Origin of the sequence: Gardnerella greenwoodii 00703Dmash (assembly GCF_000263635.1) — a bacterium.
GTDB lineage: Bacteria > Actinomycetota > Actinomycetes > Actinomycetales > Bifidobacteriaceae > Bifidobacterium > Bifidobacterium greenwoodii.
Genome location: NZ_ADEV01000003.1, coordinates 64,662 through 89,707 on the forward strand (window position 1 = coordinate 64,662; position 25,046 = coordinate 89,707).

General features: G+C 47.2%; 11 protein-coding genes, 1 tRNA gene and 1 pseudogene. 5 read left to right on the plus strand and 8 right to left on the minus strand.

Annotation, left to right across the window (positions count from 1 at the left end):
• Positions 1-4 precede the first annotated feature (4 nt).
• Complete coding sequence (locus tag NG78_RS0105785; RefSeq protein WP_032837629.1) at positions 5-1,003, plus strand: EamA family transporter; 999 nt, start codon at positions 5-7, stop codon at positions 1,001-1,003.
• On the opposite strand, the gene NG78_RS05550 is transcribed toward NG78_RS0105785, so the two are convergent.
• Entirely contained in the window at positions 938-2,614 is a 1,677-nt protein-coding gene (locus tag NG78_RS05550; RefSeq protein WP_004133719.1) for a glycosyltransferase family 39 protein, read from the minus strand. The genes NG78_RS0105785 and NG78_RS05550 overlap by 66 nt on opposite strands.
• Before the next feature lie 93 nt (positions 2,615-2,707).
• Positions 2,708-3,688 carry a glycosyltransferase family 2 protein gene (locus tag NG78_RS05545; RefSeq protein ID WP_004133721.1) on the minus strand — a complete coding sequence of 327 codons (981 nt, stop codon included), beginning with the start codon at positions 3,686-3,688 and terminating at the stop codon, positions 2,708-2,710.
• Between the two features lie 129 nt (positions 3,689-3,817).
• Here NG78_RS05545 and NG78_RS06185 point away from each other — a divergent pair.
• Positions 3,818-4,723, plus strand: a pseudogene (locus NG78_RS06185) (glycoside hydrolase family 25 protein); the annotation flags it as partial.
• Between the two features lie 236 nt (positions 4,724-4,959).
• Positions 4,960-5,640 (plus strand): LGFP repeat-containing protein, encoded by a 681-nt coding sequence (locus tag NG78_RS06190; protein WP_230454139.1) that lies wholly within the window; start codon positions 4,960-4,962, stop codon positions 5,638-5,640.
• A gap of 344 nt (positions 5,641-5,984) precedes the next feature.
• On the opposite strand, the gene NG78_RS05535 is transcribed toward NG78_RS06190, so the two are convergent.
• Together NG78_RS05535 and NG78_RS05530 are read right to left on the minus strand one after the other, a co-directional pair.
• Positions 5,985-8,180, minus strand: coding sequence for a hypothetical protein (locus NG78_RS05535; protein WP_004133726.1), 2,196 nt, complete (start codon positions 8,178-8,180; stop codon positions 5,985-5,987).
• A 120-nt stretch (positions 8,181-8,300) separates the two neighbouring features.
• Positions 8,301-8,374, minus strand: a tRNA-Gly gene (locus tag NG78_RS05530).
• Between the two features lie 146 nt (positions 8,375-8,520).
• Here NG78_RS05530 and NG78_RS05525 point away from each other — a divergent pair.
• Positions 8,521-9,111: a holo-ACP synthase gene (locus tag NG78_RS05525; RefSeq protein ID WP_004133728.1), complete on the plus strand. Its 591-nt coding sequence runs from the start codon at positions 8,521-8,523 to the stop codon at positions 9,109-9,111.
• Positions 9,112-9,658: 547 nt separating this feature from the next.
• Here the strand turns inward: NG78_RS05525 and NG78_RS05520 are convergent.
• From NG78_RS05520 to NG78_RS05510, 3 genes are all read right to left on the minus strand, one after another.
• Positions 9,659-19,204: a type I polyketide synthase gene (locus tag NG78_RS05520; RefSeq protein WP_004133730.1), complete on the minus strand. Its 9,546-nt coding sequence runs from the start codon at positions 19,202-19,204 to the stop codon at positions 9,659-9,661.
• Positions 19,205-19,301: 97 nt separating this feature from the next.
• Positions 19,302-20,948: an acyl-CoA carboxylase subunit beta gene (locus NG78_RS05515; protein ID WP_004133732.1), complete on the minus strand. Its 1,647-nt coding sequence runs from the start codon at positions 20,946-20,948 to the stop codon at positions 19,302-19,304.
• Positions 20,945-22,885, minus strand: coding sequence for an ATP-binding protein (locus NG78_RS05510; RefSeq protein ID WP_004133735.1), 1,941 nt, complete (start codon positions 22,883-22,885; stop codon positions 20,945-20,947). Before NG78_RS05510 ends, NG78_RS05515 begins: the two co-directional genes overlap by 4 nt.
• Positions 22,886-23,104: 219 nt before the next feature.
• On the opposite strand from NG78_RS05510, the gene NG78_RS05505 reads away from it, so the two are divergent.
• Positions 23,105-23,761: a biotin transporter BioY gene (locus tag NG78_RS05505; protein WP_004133737.1), complete on the plus strand. Its 657-nt coding sequence runs from the start codon at positions 23,105-23,107 to the stop codon at positions 23,759-23,761.
• Positions 23,762-24,097: 336 nt separating this feature from the next.
• On the opposite strand, the gene NG78_RS05500 is transcribed toward NG78_RS05505, so the two are convergent.
• Complete coding sequence (locus NG78_RS05500; RefSeq protein WP_004133739.1) at positions 24,098-24,985, minus strand: biotin--[acetyl-CoA-carboxylase] ligase; 888 nt, start codon at positions 24,983-24,985, stop codon at positions 24,098-24,100.
• Between the last annotated feature and the right edge of the window lie 61 nt (positions 24,986-25,046).

The window sequence follows — 25,046 nt, forward strand, 5'->3', positions numbered from 1 at the left end:
ACTTATGAAATACGCGTTTTTAAGCGGATTCCTTTGGGGAATTGACACTGCCCTACTTGCAGTTTTAACCACATTTCTTAGCTATAACAGCAGCACTAATTCAGTAATATTCGTTGGTATTCTTGGAGCTCTACTCCACGACGCTGTATGTGCAATTTTTATGTGGGTTTACATAAGTACTCGAAAAAAATGGCATAAAACGCTTGAAATACTAAATAAACCACGGATTCTGGCACTTATTATCGTAGGATCTTTACTTGGCGGACCACTCGGCATGAGCGGATACGTTTTAGCAGCAAGCAATATAGGAGCTGGATACGCTGCTGCAATTTCCGCCTTCTACCCTGCAGTTGGAACCGTACTTTCTGCGCTAATACTTCGCGAGCGATTAAGTGCGTCAAAATATGCAGCTTTTGCGTTAGCTCTTATTGCGGTTTCTGCTTTAGGATACTTTTCTTGCGCTCAAGATGCTCAATCTTACGTAAATTCAAACACAATACTTGGTTTAGCCGGAGCAATTTTAAGCGTAGTTGGTTGGGGAAGCGAAGCGGTTGTGTGCGCTTGGGCTACGCGCCAAAAAAGCATAGACGACGAAATAATACTTCATATTCGCCAAACTACATCCGCATTTGCTTACGTTATTATTGCGATTATTGCCATTGTTTCTAGTATATTTGTCTCTTCTACAGGCGCTTCTACAGGCACTTCTGCAGTCACTTCTACAGGATTAGAATCCTATATTTTACTAAACACAAGCTCGCTTCAAGCTTTCAAAATAGCAGGAATGGCGATTATTGTCGGCCTTCTTGGAGTGAGCTCGTACCTTTGCTATTACCGCGGTATTGCGAAAGTTGGAGCATCGCGCGCAATGGCTGCAAACGTTACTTACGCAGCTTGGAGCATGATAGTAACAGCAATAATCTCATGCACAATGCCGTCAGTTTTGGCTTGGATTTGCTGCATTACTATTATGTGCAGCACGGTTTTCGTAGCACGTCAGTAACATATCAAAGCCGCGAGCTGCAAACGGAATCATAAGCAAATACGCAGGAAGAATATACTGCGACTGCGCTTCCCAAACAATGTACAAAACTGCCATTCCTAGCACTATAACAAGCGGAGTCAAAAGCGGAGTCAAGTATTCGTAAGAAAATTCGCAAGAAATCTTAGACAAAGAAGAAGGCGACTTTCTTTTACGCAACAATACGCACAAAAATACTGCTGTAAACGCAACAAGCATAAATTGAAGAGCATCTAGGAAAGTAAAAACAACCATATTTAACTTTCCAGAATAAAGCGAGCGCAAAGCAGGATTCATTTTGCGATCAATTAAAACCTGCCTGTACGGACCGTTCCACTTCCAACTGCTTGCAAGCAAAGATTCGTAAGTTGGTTCAAGCCACTCTCCCGCAAACTTTTTAGTAAAGAAAGTCGCTATTTGCTTAGGATTTTTTAAGAAGAAATTAATATTTTTGCGTAAAAATTCAGTAGATTCCTTCTTTATAGTCTCTTTATTATAGGTTGCAACGTCAAAGCTAGTTGGGTATCCGTTATACCAGCCAGGATTATTTGGACCGCCTTTTCTGGCAGGATCCGTTGCCATTGCAAGCCAAACTGTAGAAGGCAAACCATCTTTTGCACTGTGACCAAAAGAATTAGCTGCATCTGCAACCGTAACATTACTTAAAGCAAAGAACGCGATTGCAAGCAGCACACAAACAGCATGCTCCCACTTTTTAGAACGCAAAGCAGACACAATCCACACAACAATCATGCCAAGTAAGCAATAAACCATAGTCGACTTAAGCAATATTGCAAAGAATATGCAAATCAACGATTGCATTGCATCACGCCAACTGCCGCCACGAATATTTTTTGCGTGGAAAATAAGCGCTCCAAACACAAACGGCAAGCAAAGAGTATTGCCGTAAGCAAAAGTCGCGTAAAAAATCATAGGCAAAAATGCTGCGTAAAAAAGCAAAGAAAGAATCGTCACATTTTTATTGCGGAATAATAAATTCACGTAGTACGCAATAAGAACGCCAGTAATAGCAGCACATAGTACATTCAAAACTTCAAACGCAGTGTATGCGTTAGATCCAAAAACGATTACCAAAAATCGCATAAGGCAAAGAAGCGGGAATTGGAATGGGAAGCGAGTCAAGTAGCCGCCCGGGCACACAATCCAAGATAATTCCGAAGTGTCAACTCCACAAACTACAGGAGTTCTATTAGGATCTGCATAATATTGCGCTGCACTAAACAGGTAGACTGGATCCCACTCCGGCCATGCGTGAGTAACATGTACCCAAATTAAACCTGCCACAAAAACATAAGCAAAAACAGCGGCCGCAACGTAGCGTACACGAAGCTTATTAATAAGCTCACGTTTTCGTAAAAGCGCAATAATAAAGAATACTGCTGCACTTATAACAATTACGAATGGAGCTTGGAACCATAAAAATTCAAGAGTGTAGTCGCCTGGTAAAAGATGAGCTGAAATAACTAGATTAAGCAAAGATAATGCGCTGAAAAATACTGCAGCACACCACAGTGCGGCAGCGCTAAAAAAGCGCCCAAGCGTTACGCTTATATGCTGCAAACACTTAACCATACTTTCAAACCCCTTTAAAAGATTACTTTTACAAAGTGCCTTTACAAAGATTATTTATAAAGATCGTATTTACAAAATTATATTTATATTTATTTACAAAGATTGCTCAATATAGTAGCGCGGACGATGCTTTGATTCCAAATAAATCTTGCCAATATAACTTCCAAGAATACCCATGGAAATCATAAGGAATCCGCCAATAAACCATATTGAGCACATAAGCGAAGACCAACCAACAGCAGTGTGATTAGTAAACAGCGACGCAATTACGTAAATAAACATTGCAAAGCCAATAACAATAGAAAGCAATCCCATATACGTAACTAATTTCAGCGGCTTAACAGAAAACGACGTAATTCCCTCTAAAGCAAAGGAAATCATCTTTTTCAAAGGATATTTAGAAACGCCAGCCGTTCTTACTCCACGCTCGTAATAAACTTTTCCGGTTTTAAAACCGAGCATTGGCACAATTCCGCGCAAGAATAAGTTGACTTCACTGTACTCAGAAAGAGCTTCCAACGCAATCGAACTCATTAAACGGTAATCCGCATGATTTGGCACAACTTCTGCACCCATTGAGGCGAAAATCTTATAAAAAGCCAATGCCGTATTGCGCTTAAACCAAGTGTCTTTTTTGCGCGAAGAGCGAACGCCGTACACAATTTCGCAACCATCTTGCGTAAACTTTTTAAGCATTTCGTCAACAGCGTTTACGTCATCTTGCAAATCTGAATCCATAGAAATTGCGGCGTCACAACCTTGCTCGCGCGCATACATAAGACCCGCATACAGCGCATTTTGGTGGCCGCGATTATGTGCAAGCTTTACTCCGCCAAAAAGTGAAGGATTTTTGCGATTAAACGAGGCGATTAAATTCCATGTGGAATCTTTTGAACCATCGTCAACAAAAATTACGCGACTGTACGAATGAATAAGTTTCTGATTCATAAGATTAGTCATCTTATTTTGAAGAACCGCAGCCGTTTTAGAAAGACCTTCTTCCTCGTTAAAGCAAGGTACAACAATGTACAAAATTGGCACACTTTCACGCGTGCTGTTTAACGAAGTATTCATAATCTAACAATCTCCAGAAACTGTATTTACAAGTAGACAGTATAGTCTAGTACAAGAATCTAAAGTCACATATAGAAATAAAAAACGATATTTCTGTTGATTTTGCGCCAATTTTATGGTGCTGTTGCTATGGTAGTAGCAGATAAACACGTAAAAAACATGTCTGGAGGACTCGTGGGACAGATTATCGTGCGTGTATTAGCTGGATTAGCTTCGATTGCTACCGCATTTACTATGAACGTTGTAGCACCTAAGCAGACCTCATTGCCTACTGGCGCTTTGAAAAATAACGTTGTAAATCCTATATTGCAACCTCATGCTTCTGGCGTTGTGCGTCAAACATCGCTTTCTGAAAATGAATATGGCGCTCATTGGGAAGATTCCGATGGTTCACCTGCGTTTATTGACGGAACCGGTGACGCATTCGTTAAAAACGCCAAGGGTGTTATTGACGTTTCTGAGCATCAGCATTTAATTGATTGGGATGCTGTAAAAGATTCTGGCGTAGATGGTGCGATTATTAGAATTAGCTACGGTTGGGATAACGGATACGACAAGCAGGCTTTGCGCAATATTAGCGAGTGCAAGCGTCTTGGTATTCCATTTGGCATTTACATGTATTCTTACGCAGAAAAGCCGGAAGATGGTGCAGCTGAAGGCGCGGATATTGTCAATCTTTTGAAGGGCGCTGGAGTAAGTCCTGAAGATTTGACTTACCCGGTTTACTACGACTTGGAAAGGTGGAGCTGGAGCGGCCACCAACCACCAACCTCACCTTACGTTTACCAGGATATTGTGGCTTCGTGGTGGAATCAGCTGGTTTCTGCAGGCTACCATAAGCTCGGCGTTTACTCTTATGCAAATTATTTAAAGGGACCATTAAATTCTCAGTATATTCACGAGCGCACAAGCTGGGTTGCCAGCTACGGTTCTCGCGTAGGCTTCCCTATTTCTACAGCTTTGCGAGGATGGCAGTACACTTCCAACGGAAGCGTTGACGGAATTGAAGGTCGCGTTGATTTGAACGCATTCGGCATGGCTGATGGCGGCGAAATTAACGGTGTTTCTGAGTTTGGTAACACGATTACTAATACCAGCGCGAATTCTTCGCAAGATGTTGGAGACGGCTGGAAAGTAAGCAAGAAGGCAAATCGCCGAGATCTTTGGACCAACGGAGATAAAAGCTTTATTCTTCAGTACGAATTGCGCGACTCCTACTACAGTCACGGCGGATACGCTCGCCTTGGCGCTCCTGTTGCAGACGAAGAAACTTGGGCGGCGGCTGGTGGCGTCAACGCTGCAAGAACGGCGACGTTATTACGCAGGGTCGAGATAAGAAGTACGTGATTCAGTACGAATTGCGCGACTCCTACTACAAGCACGGCGGATTCACTCGTCTAGGCGCTCCTATTTCCGACGAGGAAAACTTGGGCGCAGGCTGGTGGCGTCAGCACTGCCAGCACGGCGATGTGTTTACGCAAGGCCGAGATAAGAAGTACGTAATCCAGTACGAATTGCGCGACTCCTACTATAAGCACGGAAGCTATTCGCGACTTGGCTCGCCTATTTCCGACGAGGAAAACATGGGTGGCGGCTGGTGGCGTCAGCACTGCAAGCACGGTGACGTCTGGACGCATGGCAGAGACATTAAGTACGTGATTCAGTTTGAGTTACTCGACTCTTACCAAGGACATCGTGGTGCTGCTTGGCTTGGCGCTCCTGTTGCCGAAGAGGAAAACATGGGCGGCGGCTGGTGGCGTCAGCGTTGCCAGAATGGTGACGTTTGGACGCATGGTAAGGATAAGAAGTTTGTTCTTATGTTCAATCTTCGTAAAGATTACTACGCTCGCGGCGGCTTCGAAAAGCTCGGTGCTCCTGTTGAAGATGAGCATTATGACAGCAATGGTATTTGGCGTCAGTCTTGCCAGAAGGCTACATTGCAAGCTAAGTAATTAAGCCTACTAATCTCTACTAATATCTAAAGTGGCCGGTGTGCTAAACAGCATGCCGGCCATTTTTATATAGTTTGTTTTGCATTTTGTTTACTGTGGCGCGAGTTTTATTTTCGATATTCTTTAGTATCGTCTATGAGTTTTGTAACTGATTTAGTTTTTTGGTTTTGACGAGGCTAGAAAATTTGTGTTTGCGCTTATAGCGCTCGTACACTTTGCGTGTACTCGCTGCTGAGCTTGCGTTGAAAGCACACTGTGCTTTCAACTTGAGCAAGCTCACGCTCCGAGTTGCCTTCGCGCGCTACGCTTTAAGCGCTCCGGCAGGTCGTCGCGCAATACTAAAATCAGCGACCAATCGTAAATAAATCACTCCACTTAAGGAATAAATCAGGGTTTACGTTTTGTATATCTGCAGCCGGCTCAGTATGATTACTGAATACTAATAAACCAACTATTACAATAGTTGCCGCGGAACAAAGCACAGCCGGAATATACAAATGCAAAGACGATTGCTCAGCAATTGCGCAATCTTTTTCAAAAGTAATATCAGTATCTTTGCTATAAGGCTTAACTCTGTGAAGCATGCTCATTATTGCAATCAAAATGAATATAATAATCGAATCGCAATAGTAGCGGTACAAATTGCCGCCTAAACAGTAGTTAAGATACAGCAGCAAGAAGGATGCTACTAATCCAACAACCGTCATAATATACTCAATTTTTTGCATAAACTTGCGTCGCATCGTGAACAGCCACCAGAAAAGCGGAATCATCATAAGACCGAAAATCATATGCGTGTAGAAAGAGTTTCCATAACCCTGATTATTTGCCCAGGGTATAGAAATATATGGGAAATTTTCCGAAATATTAAAAGGTTTTAAGAAATAATTAAGGAAAATATCGCGAATCTTAGTAGGATCAAAAGATTTACTATTAAATCGCAAATCGAAATTAGTAAGCTGCTCTTCATTTCCAAAATTAAAGAAAGACTTAAAGCGCAAGTAGTTATAAGTTAATATTCCAGCTACGCCTATAATCGCAGGAACAAGGAAGCTTGAAGCAGCCGCAACGCGATTTAAAATACTTCGCTTTGCGTCAAATAGTAGCGCAATAAACAGCGGCGCTATAAAAGCAACAACAGGAATGCAAGCGTTTGGCCTAGATCCACACTGTAAAGCAAGACTTATGCCAGCGAGCGCAAAAAGCGCATACCCCGCGCGCGGATGAGTTGCGTAAAGTCGCACAGCTTTAAGAGAAGCGTATACGAATAAGATCCCAAACAGTATTGCGCTAAGAAGCGGCATATAGTAAAGAGACGCTGAAGATTGCAAGTAGAAAATTAAGCACCCAAATGGGAAGGCTGCTGCAGTAAGCAGAAACAGGCAGTAATTAGCACGTATTGCAAAGAATTCAACGACTTCTCTAAGAAGCGCAAACATAGACGGAATAATCGCAAACGCAAATATTGTAACAACTAATATTGCGGAAGGAACTGCATGTGGGAAGAGCAGATTAAAAGGCAAGTAAGTGAGAAGGAACGGCACTATGCCAAAGTAGCAGTAGTAATGATTGTTGTGGAACACAACATCCCAAGGTATGGATGCTCCTTTAGAGCCCAAATCCATGCGCTCGCCCCAGCTAAACGGGTTTGCAGATTCTACTAATTCTTTAGGCGGCTGCTGAAGAAGAGCCAAAGAGTTTGATTTCCAAGCTTTAAGCTGCTCGGTGTACGGATTTCCGTTGACGCGATCGTATAAGTCAGATGGGAACGGCACTCGTATGCCGTGACCGCGGTACACAACAAAGCACAGGTAGAGCGAGAATCCCATAAGCATTGCGCACACTGCCCAAAAAACTATATTTTGCGCAAGATTGTGGCGGTCGTAATTAAGCAAATACCACTTTTTCTTGTATACCAAGAATATAAGCGAGCTTGCAACGAAAAGTATTGCCCACATTCCAAAATTTACATGCAGCGCAAAAGGCGGATTCACCGTAACAGCTTTGAGCGTAAAAGGAGCTCCTGTTTGATTAAAATGCAGCTTAGCTTTGTACGCAGTTCCGTGACTTTCAAAACGAAGAACTCTAGTATTGTGCTTTCCGGTAGACATTTGGAAAGAATCCGCTAGAGTGTACGCGTTTGGAGCTATGCCGAAGTCTTCAATTTCTAGAGTGCCAGTGACGAAAATTGACGGTTTTTCTTGCTGCAACTCGATTTTTAAAGCTTTAGTATTTTCGTTAATTCCGCTTAATATTACGTCTGCTCCCGAATTTGGGATAGAAATGGAATTGCCGATAATTCGCGCTTGTTCTCTGTTATTTTTTTCGCCGGTTTGCTCGTTGTAACTGCTTAAATCCGGTATGATTGCTTTGCTTAAAACAAGAGGTTTTTGCGCGTAATTACGTGAGTTGTACGCAAGGTACAGGTTGCTGAAAAATGCGATTGCAATAAGACCAGTTATTACAAATATTGTTACAAACGGTAATATTTTTCGTATTGCGTCATTTTTTTCTAAAAATTTTTCTAAAAATTTTTGCAATTCCGTATTCCTAATCAACTATAAATTCTTTATACCCTTTGATATGCAAGTATATTGCAAACGCATGATGGATGAGGAGAAATAGTAGAAAATAGCGAAATAATACGCGCAATTAAAAAGTGGAGCGGACGACGGGAATCGAACCCGCGTAATCAGTTTGGAAGACTGAGACTCTACCATTGAGCTACGTCCGCAAAATAGCAACTTGTTCAAGTATACAGAAACTTATGACATAGAGCAAGTTTGCGTTTGTGCGGCGATATGATTAAGTAAAAAGGGATATGTACTCAGAAAAAAGGGTACATATCAGTTTGTGAGCGCAGATTAGTAAGGAGAGCGCATGATTGCAGGATTAGGTCACGATGTGGTGAATGTTGCGCAATTTGCTGAGCAGATGCGCGATGGTGACGGATGGCGCAAGCTATTTTCCGTGCGCGAACTTCGGCAGTGCAGCTTGCTCGCGGAATCTAAGCACGACGACGAAGCTCTGCATATTGCGGCGCGTTGGGCAGGAAAGGAAGCCGTTATTAAGGCGTGGTGCGAGGCGTTGGCTGACTGCAATACCGACTACCCCTATACTCTCGATAACATGCCGTGGCCTGAAATTGAGATTCTTGACGATTCGCATGGCTGCCCGCGCGTGGAGCTTGCGCAAGAAGTGCAGAATAAGCTTTACGAATCAGTTTCACGATTAGTTTCACAAAAAGTTTCGCCAAAACTTTCGGATTTGACTAATACTACGAATCTTACGGAACTTGCGGAGCTTATGGAAACGTCGAAGATTGCGGAAGAGCCGCAGCTTACGGATCTTCCAGATTCGCATAGAGATATTCGTAACGCAATTTGCTGGCATATCTCGCTAACTCATGACGGATCAGTGCAGAACAATACGGCAGTCGCCTCCGCTGTTGCCATACTCGAAATCATGTAGGCACAAACGCCGGAAATTCTCTCGCAAATGTTCCTGTAGCTTTGCAGTATTACTATGCTGACGCTGATTACTTGTTGATTAGAGAACACTAGCATCATTGCTTCTGCACACATCACACCAGGCACTCCTACCTACGCACCCACACATAGCTTAATTTCGCGTCATTCAGTCGTGTGAATATTCGCGTGGTAGAGATTTGAGATTTTTCGCACTGAGCGAGGCGAACGTCAGAGCCGAAGGCTGCTGATTCGCCGAGTGAAGAAGAAAAATCGAAAAATCTCTGCGATTAGCACGGTTATTAACGAATTAGCATGCAGAGTTTGGGGGATTTCTTTACGAGCACTAAAAGAGGACTGAGAAGCTACATTCTTTAAGAAAGGCGAACACACTAAACGCCTTTAACAGCCAGAGCGCCCGAAGGACGGGACGTGCGAGGAAAGAAATCCCCCAAAACTCGCGCCACGCTATGATCACGAAAGTAGGTTAGAGCGCAAACGCCGAGGAAAATTCCCCGGCGTTTGTAGTCAAAACCAGCTAAAGCAGCAGCTCAGCAGTAGTAGCCATTCGCGTTAAGGCGAGCTTCAGGATTAAGCAGCATCGCCTTTTCTGCTTCGTGACCGTCATAGCGAGTGCCATCCGGCAGGCGCGTACCATCCTTGAGCAAGTGGCGATTTTCCACTGGCTCAAACAGTGGCGCGTGACCCATCATGCCTTCCTCAATCCTTCTCTGGCCGGCCGCCAAGCGAGCGTTTGCACGCTTGCGCCACTCCTCCAGCGCCTCAGCACCAGCGCTAGCAGCCACAGCAGCCTCGAAAGCACCAGGGTGAACCAAAGCTACGAATCCGCTCACGTGGCCAAAGCCTAGCGAAGTTGCGAGCGCAGCCTTCACAGTTCCTGCACCAATACGCATCGGCTCACGCAACCAAACCATGTGGTCGTCTCGCGAAAGCTTAGGATCCACGCAATCAAGCGACACATTCGCTGGAATTACGCCAGTTCTAAACAGTTGCGTCAAACCGTTGATTTGGAAGATGCACGCGCCGCCCTTTGCGTGGCCGGTTAGCGTCTTTTGGCTGATTACGAACAGTGGATTTCCGTCAGTGCGTCCGATTGCGTGCGCAAGAGTATTGTGCAGCTCGGATTCGTTCGGATCGTTTGCATTCGTAGACGTATCGTGCTTAGAAACCACGGTAATATCGTCCGGAGTAACGCCGAGAGCTGCCAAATCGCGCACGAGCTTAGACTTAGCACCGCCCATGCCTGCAGCCAACGCACCCAAGCCCGGGGCAGGTATGGAAGTATGGATGCCATCAGCGTAGGAGTGAATGAAACCAACAACTCCCGCAACCGGCAAGCCGAGCTTCAGCGCAATATCTCCGCGTGTAACCAAAATCGTACCTCCGCCTTGCGCCTCAAGGAAGCCGCCGCGTCTGCGATCGTTCGCACGAGAGAAGAATCGAGGATTTATGCCCTTAGCATACATTTCCTCACTATTGGCAGTTGCGTTCATGTTGCCGAAGCCGACCACAGATTCCACGCCAATATCGTCGATTGCGCCAGTTACTACGAAGTCCGCTTTGCCGAGCGCAATCTTATCAACGCCTTCTTCAAGCGAAACCGCTGCAGTTGCGCAAGCCGACACAGGCTGAACCATGTTTCCGTAGCCGCCAATGTAGGTTTGCATTACGTGCGCTGCCACAACGTTTGGAAGCGCTTCTTGCAGCACGTCGGTTGGGATTTCGTGGTTAAGGAAGCGATCCAAGTACAGTTTTCGCATTGAGCTCATGCCGCCAAAACCGGTGCCTTGCGTAGAAGCAACCAGCGATGGATGCACAGACTGCAAAATCTCCGAAGGCGTGAAACCGGCGGAAATATAAGCATCCACGGTTGTGACGATATTCCACAACGCAATCGTGTCAACGCTTCCAACCATCGAAGCTGGAATTCCCCACTTCAGCGGATCGAAGCCCTTAGGGAATTGTCCGCCGACAGTTCTGGTCATTGCAGCCCTGCGCGGCACGCGAATCATAGAACCTGCCTTGCGAGTAACTGTCCATTCGCCAGATTCTGCATCGCGAGCAATTGCAGTATGCGCTTCGTCGAGAGCCACGTATTCGCGCGCAATTGTTTCTGTTGGCACGCTGAAGCTCACGTCGTGATCGAGGAAGATTTCTGCTTCTTCTTCGTTTGCTCCGTCCTTGTAGTCGCCGCCCATTCCTGTTTCGAATGGTCGAATACCGGAGCGCGCAACTACTTCATCGCGATATTTCTCCGCAATATCTTCTTCTGGAACAAGCGTGCCTTCAGCATCGTACCAGCCTGGCTTTGGCGAGTCCTGCCAAGTAAGCAAGCCCATATTCCAAGCCAATTCCAGCACTGCGTCTGCAGAAAGATCTACGGAACCATCTTCCTTAATTCCAAGTTCTGCTTCGAAACGAGTACGTCCGGAACCCCATGGTCCAAGCTCGCCGACGGAGACGATTACGATTTCGTCTTCTGGACGCGCTGTTACGCTCTTCCAATCAGACAAGTTGACTTGCGGCTGAGTTGGCACGTAAGGAGTTGGAAGTGCTTTGTTGGTTGATTTAGCAGTTGATTTAGCAGAAGATTCAGCAGTTTCTTCAGCAGATTCCGCAGCTTCTTCTGCAGCTTCCGCACGCTTTTGATCTTCCAAAGCTTCTGCACGAAGCGCATTCAAATCAAGCGGCTCCTTGCCTAATCCACCCGTAAGATCAACATCCAAAGGCTCGATTGCAGCCTGTTCGCGAGCTTCGCGAGTGCACAAATCAAGCAAACGATCAGCCATTTCTTGCGTAGAGTAGGTAGTTAATCCGTGACGCTCAACCACAGCCACAAGCGGATCATTTCCGCCCATTAAGCCGGTTCCGCGCACCCAACCAATCTTTGGATGCGCAAACGTCACGCGATCCGACCACACGCTTTCCGCGTGCGCACGGCTCACAATCGCATCAAACGCGCTCTTAACTTCGCCGTAAGCACCGTCGCCGCCGAACATACCGCGGTTTGGAGAGCCAGGTAACACAACGTGCATACGATGTTGCACATCCGTATCTGCTCCAATTTGCGCAAATCCAGCAATTGCACGCTCCACGCCCCAAAGCATTAAGCGCGATTGCGATTCAAACAGCGAACCGGAATCAGCCAAAGTGCCGTGAACTGGAGGCGCTGCGAACGGGAAGAACATGCTCGGCTCGTAAGCTGGCTTCAAAATAGTAGTGGTTGCGCCGCTAACTTTCTTCGAAACCGTGCCAACCCACTTCACAAGCGCGTCAACATCGCGGTAACTAGACAAGTTTGCTGGCACAAGCCAAAGCTTCGCACCCATTGAAGCATATCCGCGATACGCTTTCTTTGCCCAAGACTTTACGCTCGGCTTGAAGCTATGCGAAGTTGCAACAACAGTCGCGCCACCTGCAAGCAAGCCTGTTACTACGCGAGCTGCGATTGAGTTTGGTGCAACGCCTGTTACAACCGCAACTTCTCCCGCAAAACGAGTTGCGTAAGCTGCGTCGGAATCGTAATTGTGAGAAAGCTTAGTACGTGCGTCGCGCGCAATACCAGCAAGTATTGTGGAAAGATTTTCCAATCCGCGCGATTTTGCAAGACCAGCAAACCACTCAGCTTCCGAAGCTACAGCCTCACCTGCGCTCAAGAAACTACCGAATCGACTTGCAATTGCCGAAACTTTATCTGCTTGAGCATCCTCATTCTTTACAGCATGCTCGTAGTACAAGCGCGCAACATCCTCGCGAGCAGAAGCCCAACGGTCGTCGAAAAGAATCGCCTTTCGCTCATCAAATCGAGGCTCAACCTGCTTTGGCCAATCCGAACCAAGCTCTGCTTCAACAGCAGCTACAACAGCCGCATTTTCGTCGGATTCAGTTTCTGCTTGAGGAGCTTCAACACCAAGCTTTGCAAGCACAAACTTAGCGGTTGCAGCAAGCACGCCGTCAGCTCCAACAACCTGCTGAGCAAAAGCGTCAAGAGCTGCGGAATCAACCACAGCACCGCCGGCACTACCGGCAGCACCAGGCTGAGAAACACTAACGCCGTGAGCTTGAGCAACCTGCTGTATAGCTGCGTCGATTAAAGCGTCGGCTGCAGCAGTATTCTTTGCAGGATCCGTAGAAAGTTGCGCAAGATTTTCGCCGCGCACGCTTGCACCTTCGCGAGTTTGCAAAACCAAAGCCGCAAGCACGTGTGCACGCCAGCCTTCGCCAAGCTGCCAGACTTCCGAAATTCGCTTGTCGATTTGCGCAGGCTTCACACCAGCAGCACCGAAAAGCGCGCGCAAACGTTCGCGAACAATGTCGGAAAGCACGGCACCAAAAGCCTTATAGCGCGGAGCAACCGAATCCACAAGCTTTCGCAATGCGCTCATTGGAGCTTCTGCAGCACCGTCCACACTTGCCACGCCAAGCTCGGAGCTAATATCCATAAGCAGCTGGTTTCTGCGGGAAGATACGCCGTTTGTTAGCGTGTCGGTTGTGTCTGCATCGCCAATTTGGTCGAGGCGAATTTTTGCACTATAGGCGATTAGCATTGAGATTGCGTCGGATGCTTTAAATGGCAAGTCTGCTACAGGACCGCTTGCTGCTGCGTTAGCTGCAGGAGCAGCAGATACAGGAGCAGCAGATGCAGCATTTGCGGCGGAAGCTGCAGGAGATGCAGGTGCAGAAGTTGCAGCAGGAGCAGCTTCAGTCGTGCTATCTTCCTCATCAAACACTTCCGGCACAAGCGAATCAGTATCTGTCATATAAACGCGACCCTCGTCTCGGCCAACGTTGTAAACAGTCACCTTTTCGCCACTAAACTCCGGCAAAGCAAGAGTTTTAGCACCAAGATTTGCCAAAGTTGGAGCGTTTCCTAAACCAACTTCCACGTATTCTTCAACGCCAAGACCGCCGCGAGCGCGATCAGCAAACATAAGAGCCTGCGTTTCAATCCAGCGAACTGGGGATGCAAACTGCCACGAAAGCAACTCTGTAAGAAGCAGTCGGCCGAGCTTCTGCTCATCGTCAGCGTAAGACTTCCAGGTTGCTTCGTCTTCCAAAGCTGCTTCAATTCGCTCGGATGGCACAACGTCCAAAATCTTCTGCGCAAACTCGCGAGTAAGCTCAAACGGGCATGCCACAAGGTTTGGAATATAGCGGTCCACAAGCACAGAGTAGTCAATATGCTTTGGCAGAAGCGAATCGAGCTTATCGCGGAATTCCGGCACGCCCTTTCGAAGAATTCGAGAATGGAACGGCACGTCAATTCCAGGAACAAGCATGAACGGCGGCTTTCCACCATACTCTTTCGCACGCTTAGAAGCGTCCGCTTGCAAAGCCTTCAGGCCCTTAATCGTTCCAGCAATTGCGTACTGTTGGCCAGCCAAATTGTAGTTTACAATCTGCAAGAATTCGCCGGTAGCTTTGGAAATTCCTTCAACGTAAGCGTTTACGCCTTCGTCTCCAACACCAAACTGGTTTGGTCGAAGTGCGCCCATGCGATAGTTCGAGCGGCCTTTTTCGTCGCGCTCAATCAAATGATGCATAGTAGATCCACGGTGGAACACCAATTCGAGCACAGTTTCAAGAGGAATAATCTGAGCGAAGGAGCTTAAAGCGTTGTATTCGCCAAGCGAGTGGCCGGCAAAGTAGGCTGGCCAAATATCGCATCCAGCTTCACGCAAACGCGCGGTTTGCGCAAAAGCGACTGTTGCGAGCGCAACTTGCGTAAATTGCGTCAAATTCAGCAGTCCTTCAGGGTGACGATATGTTACGCCGTGAGCTGTAAGTTCCTTTGGATTATCTCGCACGACGGCAAGAATTGAGAACCCAAGCTTTTCGCGAGTAAGCTTATCTGCCCTCTCCCAAGTTTCGCGCACAGCCGGCGACTTTGCACGCTCATCCAGCGACATTCCTTGCTTTTGAATACCCTGACCTGGGTATACGAATGCTGCGCGTGGAGCGCGAGTAAGTGCGCTTGCTTTAGACACGATTTGTCCATCAACTCGGCACGTAACTTCCAAAGCGAGTCCGCCGCGGCGAACTTTACCAACGCGCTCAACTGTGATTTCTACTTCGTCATCCAGCTGAACCATGCCATACATGTTGTAAGACCAGCCGATTAGCTCGTAGCGAGCGCCCTTTGCGTCAACTGCTTGAGCCACATGCTGAGCGGTTGCAGAAAGCCACATTCCATGCACGAGCGGCGCGGAAAGTCCGGAAATTGCAGCTCCCCTAGCAGAAGTGTGGATAGGGTTAAAATCTCCAGAAGTACGCGCGAAAGCGGTCATATTATGAGGCGCGCGAACGACTACTCTGCGCAAAGCTCTGCGAGGAGTATCTTCAATTTCATAACCGTGCAATCCTTCTGCGTCACCATATTCGGCAGCAGGTTCCGGAAGAGCGTTACTAAAGCTGCGTCCGCGAATAGCAAAACGCTCGGTTTCGTGCGCAAGTCGCGTTCCGTCAGCAGCAGTGTGCACAACGTGAATTGTTACAACGCGTCCGGAAGCGGATTCTTTATAAGCTTCCGCCCATCCGAGCAAGTTGATTCTCTTGTCAACATACTTGCGCAAATCTTCAGCATCAACGTCAAGCTCAACCAGGTGATCTAAATGAACCGCGTTAAGCAAGCCCTCAATAATCGGGTATCCGTCAACCATTACAGAGCCTAAAGCTGAGTAAATTGTTGGCCAAGCAGGACCAACCAACGCATCCGGCACAATATGCGATGCAAGTAAACCATCCGGCAAGCGGCTAGCCGTAGCCGATTCGTGGTCAATTCCAAGATTACGAGAGAAAGTATAAGCTGAACGAACCAAACCAAATGGCGACTCAGCATAACCTTCTTTAATCAAATCTTCCGGCAATTTTGCTTGAGCACCACTTTGATCAACCTTTGGCATAGCGTCGAGCACATCGCCTGTAATTGCAGTATTTCCAATGCCTGCGGTTGCTGCAAGCATTTCGTACACGTGCTTTGGCAAGCGCTCGCGGTCAACTACTGGAATACTTCCAGCGCGGCTTGCGTCAACAGTAAGCGGAATTACAATATCTCGAACTGCATGCTTGCGTTTTGATGAATTTGCAGCATTTTTAGCAACATTCTGCGCTTCTTGATTTTCTTGATTATCCCAGAAAGTATCTAGCTTAATATCTAAATCGAGAGAAATTACGTCGTTATTTGTAGAAGTTACAGTAATTACGTAATTTTCGTCACCAAAAGCGCTTCCATAAGCTGGATTTGCAGTTACGTGACCAACCCAAGAAATATTCGGGCAAGCACGAACGTAAGCTTCTACGTTTGCAGCCGCCGCAATTTGGCTGAATGCAGTCTGATTTGCGCTATTTTCTGCACGATTTTCTGCACGCTTATTAGCACCTTCTGCACGATTAAGCATTGCTGCTTCAAATCGACCAAGAATATCCGCAATCGGCTCATCCATAGTCGTAATTCCAGCCACAGAAATAGGACCTGGAATTACGCGCACAGCATCTGCCGAGTAGCGCGAATCTTCCGACTGCCAAAGCTGATCTTGACCCCACCAACGAAGCAAATCGTTGTCAATAACCGGCACGAAAGGCATTGGCTTCGGGTATTCGCGCACCAAAGTTGGGAACCATGCGGCATCCATTGGCACGACGTTCATCTCACGAGCTTGAGGCAACGCTTGCAAAAGTGCGTCTAAAGCAGCTTGCGGCTTTTCGCTAACTTGTGCGCGAGAAGGCAAAATCGACGTAAACTCGCCGGAATCTTGGCTTACTAATCGCGCTTCAATTCGCTGCAACAAGTGCAGATAGCGGTCTGCATAAGTAGGATCCACCCACGGGTATGCCAAATCAAGGAAACGCTGAGCAAACTGAGCGTAAGTCATGTTTTCAACGTCACCAAAATATGGTTTTGCAGTTGAGTTAAGTGCCGCAATTACTTCGTCGCGGCGAGTTTCAAGCTCTTCCGGATGCTTCATCATGTGAACAAGCAAGCGTCCGCAGCGTGCAGAAGCGTTTTCAAGCTCGTAAATATCCGCGTGCAAATGGCTTAAGCCACTAGTCACACCGCCAACAACTTTTCCAGAAGGAACCCAACGCTCGCCCATTGGTGCGAACGGATCGTCGTCAAAACCTTCAACGCTTGAAGCTTTTGGCATTACAATTCCAGGCGTTTCAACAAGCATGCGCTTTACTTCAGGACTTGTATGCGCCTCTTTTGCTGTCATTGCAGCCGTGCCAATCATCACAGCATCAACTGGCATATTTGGCAAACCGTATTCATTTGCCCATTCGCCAGAAATGTAGTCTGCAGCACGCTCAGGAGTGCCAATACCGCCACCTGCAACAAGCACCAAATTATTGCATTCACGCACTTGTGCGTAAGTTGTCATAAGCAAATCGTCCAAAGACTCCCACGAATGGTGGCCGCCTGCAGCACCGCCTTCAACCTGCACAATAATCGTGGCAGGAGCAACCGCCTTAGCAATTCGCACAACTTGACGAATTTGCTCAACTGTTCCCGGCTTAAAAGTTACGTAAGGGAATCCGTCTTTTTGCAAAGACGCTACTAATTCCTTAGCTTCGTCAAGTTCTGGAATGCCAGCAGAAATAACTACGCCATCAATTGGAGCACCCGACTGCCTCTTTTTTGGCACGATTCGCTTCGAACCAAATTGCAAATTCCACAGGTAGCGGTCCATAAACATTGCGTTAAATTCAATAGTTGCGCCTTCACGAAGCTGATTTTCAAGCGACTTCATATGACGATCGAAAACTTCCGCAGTTACTTGACCGCCGCCAGCAAGCTCAGCCCAGTAGCCTGCATTCGCTGCTGCAGCAACGATTTCTGGCTCTACTGTTGTTGGAGTCATGCCAGCAAGAATCACAGGCGCTTTGCCGGTAAGCTTGCTAAATTTAGTGAGCACTTTGCGTCCGGAAGGAGTGTTGATTACTCGAGGCGCAAAATCAGCCCAGCAGCCGGTGCGCTGTGGCTCAGAATCCGAGTCTGAAGTTGAAAGCTCGGCGCGAGAGCGCATTGTAGCCGCTTCCACAACTCCAGCGCCCGTACCTTGCACAAGCACGCCTGTAAGCTTTCCAAGCACTTCGCTAGGACCCATATCTAAAATCCAAAGCGAACGCGCATCGTTTCTAGCCAAAACTTCGCCAATTTGCGCAGCCCAATCAACAGGAGTTACAAGCACTGCATCCGCTAATTCGCGCGCAACTGTAGTGTTCAAACCGGCCTCGCTCGCCCACTCTACTACCTGCTCAACTGCAGGCTGAAGCATTGAAGAATGGAATGGCACTGTAACGTCTAAGTATTCAGCAACCGGAGCAAAAACAGCACCGCCGCGAACTTTCATTTCGCGCAATTTTTGTGAGCGCTTCGTTTCTTTTTGCGCTTCGTTTGCCACAGATTCCATATCTTCTGGGTAGCCTGCAATAACCACGTGATTGTAAGCGTTTTTAACAGCAATTGAGATTTCTCCTCGCGTGCGCTCTGCGCGGGAAATCAACGCTTCTGCCTGCTTTTTGGTAACTCCTTTAAGCGAGAGCATTGGAGTGCGCTCACCGTCGCCGGTAATTTCAAGCATGCGAGATTCGCGGTCTCCTGCAGCACCAATTAAGTATGCGATTGCAAGAAGTTCTTCGATTTGCGCGCGAGCTTTTTGCCAAGATTTTGCTTTTAGACGCGCTTTTACCATTTCTGCTGCGATTACGCCTTGAGAATGGCCCAAAACTGCGCAAGGCTTGTTTACTTCAAAGTTGTATCCAAGATTTGTTAAGTCGCGCACAGCACCCAGTTGCGCTAAGCTAATTCCCGGCACGCTAAGAATAGCGTTTGCAGCGTTAATATGCTTATTTTCAAGCGCGTCGAAAACATTTATGTCTCCGCCGGCGTTTGCTAAAAGTTCAGCGTAAATTGGTGCAAGCAAAGCTTTTGCGCCAGCCTCATACTCGTGAAGCTCGGCGTTTAGCTCCTCGTCTTTGCCGAGTTCTTTAAGAGAATCAACCCAAGGAGTTGATTGGCCCGCAAAAGTTAAAGCGTGTGGATTATTAGCGAGTTGGTCGAAAAAGTAGGTGTTCATAATATTTCCTTCTCGTCGATTTGAATAAGTTTTATAAATTTTTATAAGTTTTATAAGTTTTGCGATTTCTGTAATTTATGCAGATTTCTTTAGATTTCTACATTGGCTGATTTCCGTGATGCTTGCCAGTTCTGGAAACCCGCTTTTTACTTCGCAAAAGCTTCAGCGAGCCGGCAATCATATCGCGAGTCTGCTCCGGATCGATCATTGCATCAATCTGACCAGTTTCCAGCGAAAGATTTGCGTTCACAGTAGTCGCTTCGTATTCGTCAACCAGCTGCTTTCTAAGAGCCGCAACATCCTGTCCGCGCTCTTTAGCTTTTTGCAAATCCTTGCGGTGAATAATATTCACAGCACCTTGCGCACCCAAAACTGCAATCTGGCTGGTTGGCCACGCGTAATTCACGTCCGCACCCATCGACTTCGAGCCCATAACAATGTAAGCTCCACCGAAAGCCTTGCGCAAAATCACCGTAACCAGTGGCACTTGCGCATTCGCATAAGCGTAAATCACCTTTGCGCCTCGGCGAATAATTCCGGCATGCTCCTGATCCGAACCAGGCTTGTAACCAGGGGTGTCAACCAAAGTCACAACCGGCAAATTAAACGCATCGCACAATCGCACAAATCGCGCAACTTTTTCGGAAGAATTTACGTCCAAAATACCAGCGTTCACCTTCGGCTGATTTGCCACAATTCCAACCGGATGCCCCTCAATGCAAGCAAAACCAACCACTGCAGAAGCAGCGTACAATTCTTGCACTTGCACAAACTCGCCGTAGTCAACAATTCGGCGAATCACGTCGAGCACATCGTAAGGCTGACGATCGTTATCTGGCACAATACTTGCCAACTCTCGCGCAGTTTCGCGGTCCGCACGCGTTGCAGCGTAGGCAAAAGTTGGAGGATCAACCTCACAGCTAGATGGCAAATAAGCCAAAACTGTGCGCGCGTAGTCAATTGCGTCCGCTTCATCTTCACCCAAATAGTGAGCAACGCCGGAAGTTGCGTTATGCACAAGGCCGCCGCCCAAATCGTCCATGCTAATAGCCTCGCCGGTTGCAGCTTTAACAACATCCGGGCCAGTTACGAACATGTTTGAGTGCTCGCGAGTCATAATAATCAAATCCGTCAACGCAGGGCAATACACAGCACCGCCAGCGCAAGGTCCAAGAATAATGGAGATTTGTGGAATTAAGCCGCTCGCTTCGCAAGTTTTTTTGAAGATGCGACCGTATTGCATAAGCGCGCTAACGCCTTCCTGAATGCGAGCGCCGCCGGAATCAATTACGGCAACAACTGGCACGCGAAGTTCAACAGCCATGTCTAAAAGATGGCAGATTTTCTCGCCTTCCGCTTTGCCAAGAGTTCCGCCGCGCACAGAAAAGTCTTGTGCGTAAACGGCAACTTTTCTGCCATAAACTTCGCCAAAACCGGTGATTACAGCGCATCCGGCAACATCGTTATTAATGTCACCGCCGTTAAAGCGGCCGATTTCCACGAAGGAACCTGTGTCAAAAAGCAGGTCAAGTCGCTCGCGAGCAGTGCTTTTGCCTTTTGCGTGCTGACGCTCTAAAGCTTTTTGTTCTGCGTCACGAGCAAGTTGCGCTGCGTGCTGAACGGCAGCCTTGCCGCGACGAGGCTGCAAGTTTGCTGCGTCAGAATTATTCACACTTTTCTCCGAAATTTCAGAAGTTTCAGCAGTTTTATAAGTTTCAGACTTTTCTTTTGCTAAAGTGCTCATTTCTGCTCTCCTTGCGGCTTTTCAGCGCTTTTTTCGGAAGATTTTTCGTAGGATTTATCTGCACTTTTTTCTGCGCTTTTATCTGCGCTCTTATCTGCGCTTTTATCTCCAGCAAGATCAATCGTCACAAGCTTTGCGCCAGATTCAACGCCGTCACCAGGCCCAACAAAAATGCCAGTAACCGTTCCCGCAGCCGGAGCGTAAACGTAATTTTCCATCTTCATAGACTCAAGCACCACAAGCAAATCACCCTTAGCAACCTGCTGGCCTTCAGCAACATTCACGCGCGTAATAACAGCTTGCATAGGGGCTGCAATTACGCCTGGAATCTGCTTTTGTTCTTCAGATTTGTGAGTGCTACCGCGCAAAGAACGTCCGCGCAAAGGCTGTGAAGCCCTAGAAACGCTACGAACTCTAGCCGAACCGGTCAAATTATCAACAATATCTTGCGGAATCGTAAGCTTTACGCGCTTATTATCAACCTCAATAATGAAGGATTCCATTGCAGGCTGCTTATTTTCGGATTCATCCGCAGACTTTCCAGAAACAAGCGAAGCCGGCTGCCCACCCAAAGAAGCTGCAGGAACACGGTTCAAATACTTGCGTTCCATCCACTTAGTAGACACGTCAAAACTGTGATTTTCCGCCGTAAACTCAGGGTCGTTAAAAATCTGCTCAAAAAGTTTCGCCGGAGTTGGCACGCCCTCAATACAAAGTTCCTTCAAAGCGCGACGCACGCGAGCAACAGCAGTTTCGCGACTTTGCGCAGTAATAATAAGCTTGCCCATCATGGAATCGAATTTTGGAGAAATATTGTCTCCAACTTCAACACCAAAGTCGACTCGAATACCAGGGCCGGAAGGCCACTTTATTTTCGTTAAAGTGCCGGAACTTGGAGTCAAATTCGTAGCGGGATCTTCCGAAGTAATGCGAAGCTCGAAGCTGTGTCCGCGAGGCTCTGGATCTTTAGTCAACTCGCCGCCGTCAGCAATATTGAGCTGCTCTCGCACCAAATCAAGTCCGCTAACTTCCTCACTAACCGTGTGCTCAACTTGCAATCGCGGATTAACTTCCAAGAAGTAGACTTTATGCTGAGAAGTCACCATATATTCGCACGTGCCAAGACCAACGTAGTCAACAGCTTCAAATAGGTTACGAGAATATCTGTAAAGCTGATCTTTTTCATCGTCAGTCAAGAACGGTGCCGGAGCTTCCTCAACCAGCTTCTGGTTTCGGCGCTGCACCGAGCAATCGCGCGTGGAATATACGGTGAAATTTCCGTGAGCGTCGCGGCCGCACTGCGTTTCAACGTGGCGAGCTTTGTCAATAAAACGCTCAATAAAATATTCGTCTAAGTCGCCGCCCTGCAAAGCGTCGTGATTCATGTAAAAGCCGCGCAACTCGTCGTCGTTACGAACAACTGTAATGCCGCGTCCGCCGCCGCCATCCGTGCGCTTCATCATCACTGGATAGCCGTGAGTTTGCGCAAAAGTTAAAAGTTCTCGAATATCTTTTACAGGCTCCGAAATTCCTGGAACTGGCGGCACTTTCGCGCGAACTGCCACGCGACGAGCCGTAATCTTATCTCCCAAATCAATAAGCGCTTCCGGGCGCGGACCAATCCAAATAACCCCAGCATCGTTGACTTTCTTAGCAAAAGACGCAACTTCCGAAAGGAAACCATAGCCAGGGTGCACAGCATCCGTGCCGCTTCTTTTAATAATGTCAAGAATTGCATCTTCGTTTAAATAAGTGTCGCGATACGTGTCTCCGGAAAGTGCGTACGCTTCGTCTGCCATTTCTACAAACTGCGCGTTTCGATCAGTAGGCGCATAAATTGCAACGGTAGAAATGCCCATTTCGTGAGCCGTGCGAATAACTCGCAAGGCGATTTCACCGCGGTTTGCGATGAGGATTTTTTTGATATTCGTAACCATACGTTACAAGATATTAGAAAAGTCGCGTTTGCGTATGAGCCGACATACACAAAAGCTAGAGCAAAATTTTGTACACTTCTCCAATGCACATGATTTTTGTGGCACGTAATGTGATTAGCGAAACGGAAAACAGCCGGCAAAGGCTTAAGTCTTGAGTAGCAAATTACTTAAGTTGCAAACTACTCAAAGCATGCCGGCAATAACCAAAAGAAGGTTTTCATGACTAACATGAATCAAAATAATGCAGCAACAACTGCAACCGCAACATCTAATGCAACCGTTAGTAAAGTAAAGGCAGCCGCAACCTGGCTTGCTAAGCCGGTTCTTCTAACCGCGCTTTTGGCACTTTCTACTATGGCAGGCGCAATTTATTTGCCTATTACTCCTGTGCCAATTACGTTGCAGACTCTTGTTTTGTGCATTATTGGTTTGACTTTGAGCTGGCGCAAGGGCGTTGCTTCCGTTGTAATGTATTTGGCTTTGGGCGCTGCAGGTTTGCCTGTGTTCGCTGGATTTAAGGGCGGCTGGGCCGTATTCGTAGGTCCTACTGCTGGCTTCCTCGTTGGCTTTATTTTTGGCGTTGCTGCAACTGCCGCTTTGAAGCGCGTATTCGACGTTGCTCTTGACGCAATGATGCCGGAACGCTCGTTTAAGAAGACTTTCGCACGCTTCTGCACCTACTCAGTTGCTTCCATAATCGGCACGATTGTGATTTACGCATTCGGCATTTTTGGTCAGAGCTTACTTACCGGCATGCCACTTTCTACTGCTGCAGCAACCTTAATTATCTTCATGATTGGAGATTTGATTAAGGCTTTTGTTGCGAGCGCGGCTTGCTCCGGCTTGTACAATGCACTTAACAAAAAGCGCGCGTAACGAATAAATCTAAATACTCTAAACGGGAACATTTGTCGGAAAATCTCCGGCAAATGTTTCCACAAAACACAAAAACGACAACAAACGCCGGGAAAAAACTCCGGCAAATGTGGTCAAATACGTCCAAAACGACAACAAACGCCGGAAAATAATACGGCAAATGTTTCACTACTACGGTCTTCAGACACGCGCGCAGTAACTCATCTGCGCTAGTGTCTCAAAACAAGCAAAATGAGACACTAGCGCAGAACGACGACTGCACGAATGTCCGAAAACAACCAACCATAGACACGCGCGCAGAAAGCAAGTCATCGCGTCTGCTTTCTTTAAATCTCACTATTCATACGCAACGGCCTGCACATCGCCGCTTTTTACCACAATCTCCTCGCCGGAATCTTTGCGAATCGTAAGAGACGCATCTTCCCCAACGCGCACAGCCGTTCCGGTCACCACGCTTCCATCAACCGGATGCACATTCACTTTGCGCCCAAGCGTCCAACACACATCGCTTAGCTCTTTAAGCAAACCGGCGCAATTACTTGGATAATCACGCATAAAATCGCATAATCTCGCTCGCAATCCAGTGACGATCTTCGCAGCAATCACATCGCGCAATTCCGTAGCTTCCGGCAGCCCGCTCATGTGCATTTGCAGCGAAGTTGCCATCTTAATCGGCAATACTTCTTGCGGCACGTGCAAATTCAATCCGATTCCAAAAACTACTCCAACAACATCATCCTTGCTTGGATCAGCCACAATTTCCGTTAAGATTCCGCCTTCTTTGCAGTCGTGCAAAAATACGTCGTTTGGCCATTTAAGCTTAAGCGCACACGCATCCGCATGAATTGGCGAACTCTTATATTCTCGGAACGTTTCCAGCAGAGCATCTCGCGCCGAAAGCCCTGCAATTATTGGCAGCCAGCCGTTTCGACCTTCGTCCATAACAATCGTTTTTGGCAGCAAAGTTACAAAAGATACTAGGAAACTTTCCCCAGGCCTACTCACCCACGCGCGTCCAAGCCTGCCGCGACCAGCCGTTTGCTCGTCTGCTACAATCGCAAATATTGTTGGTTTTCCATCATCTCGAGCGATTATTTCGCCTTTTTGTATGATTTCGCGCGCAATATTTTGCGTAGAATCCGTAATTGCGAAATATTTTACTAAATCTGCTACATTTGATGTGCGCGGCATCAATGCCACACTTTGCGAAGAAAAAGTAGTCATAGGTATAATTTACATCAGATTATATGCTTATGCTTTGGTGCGTCGGAATGTACAGACAAGC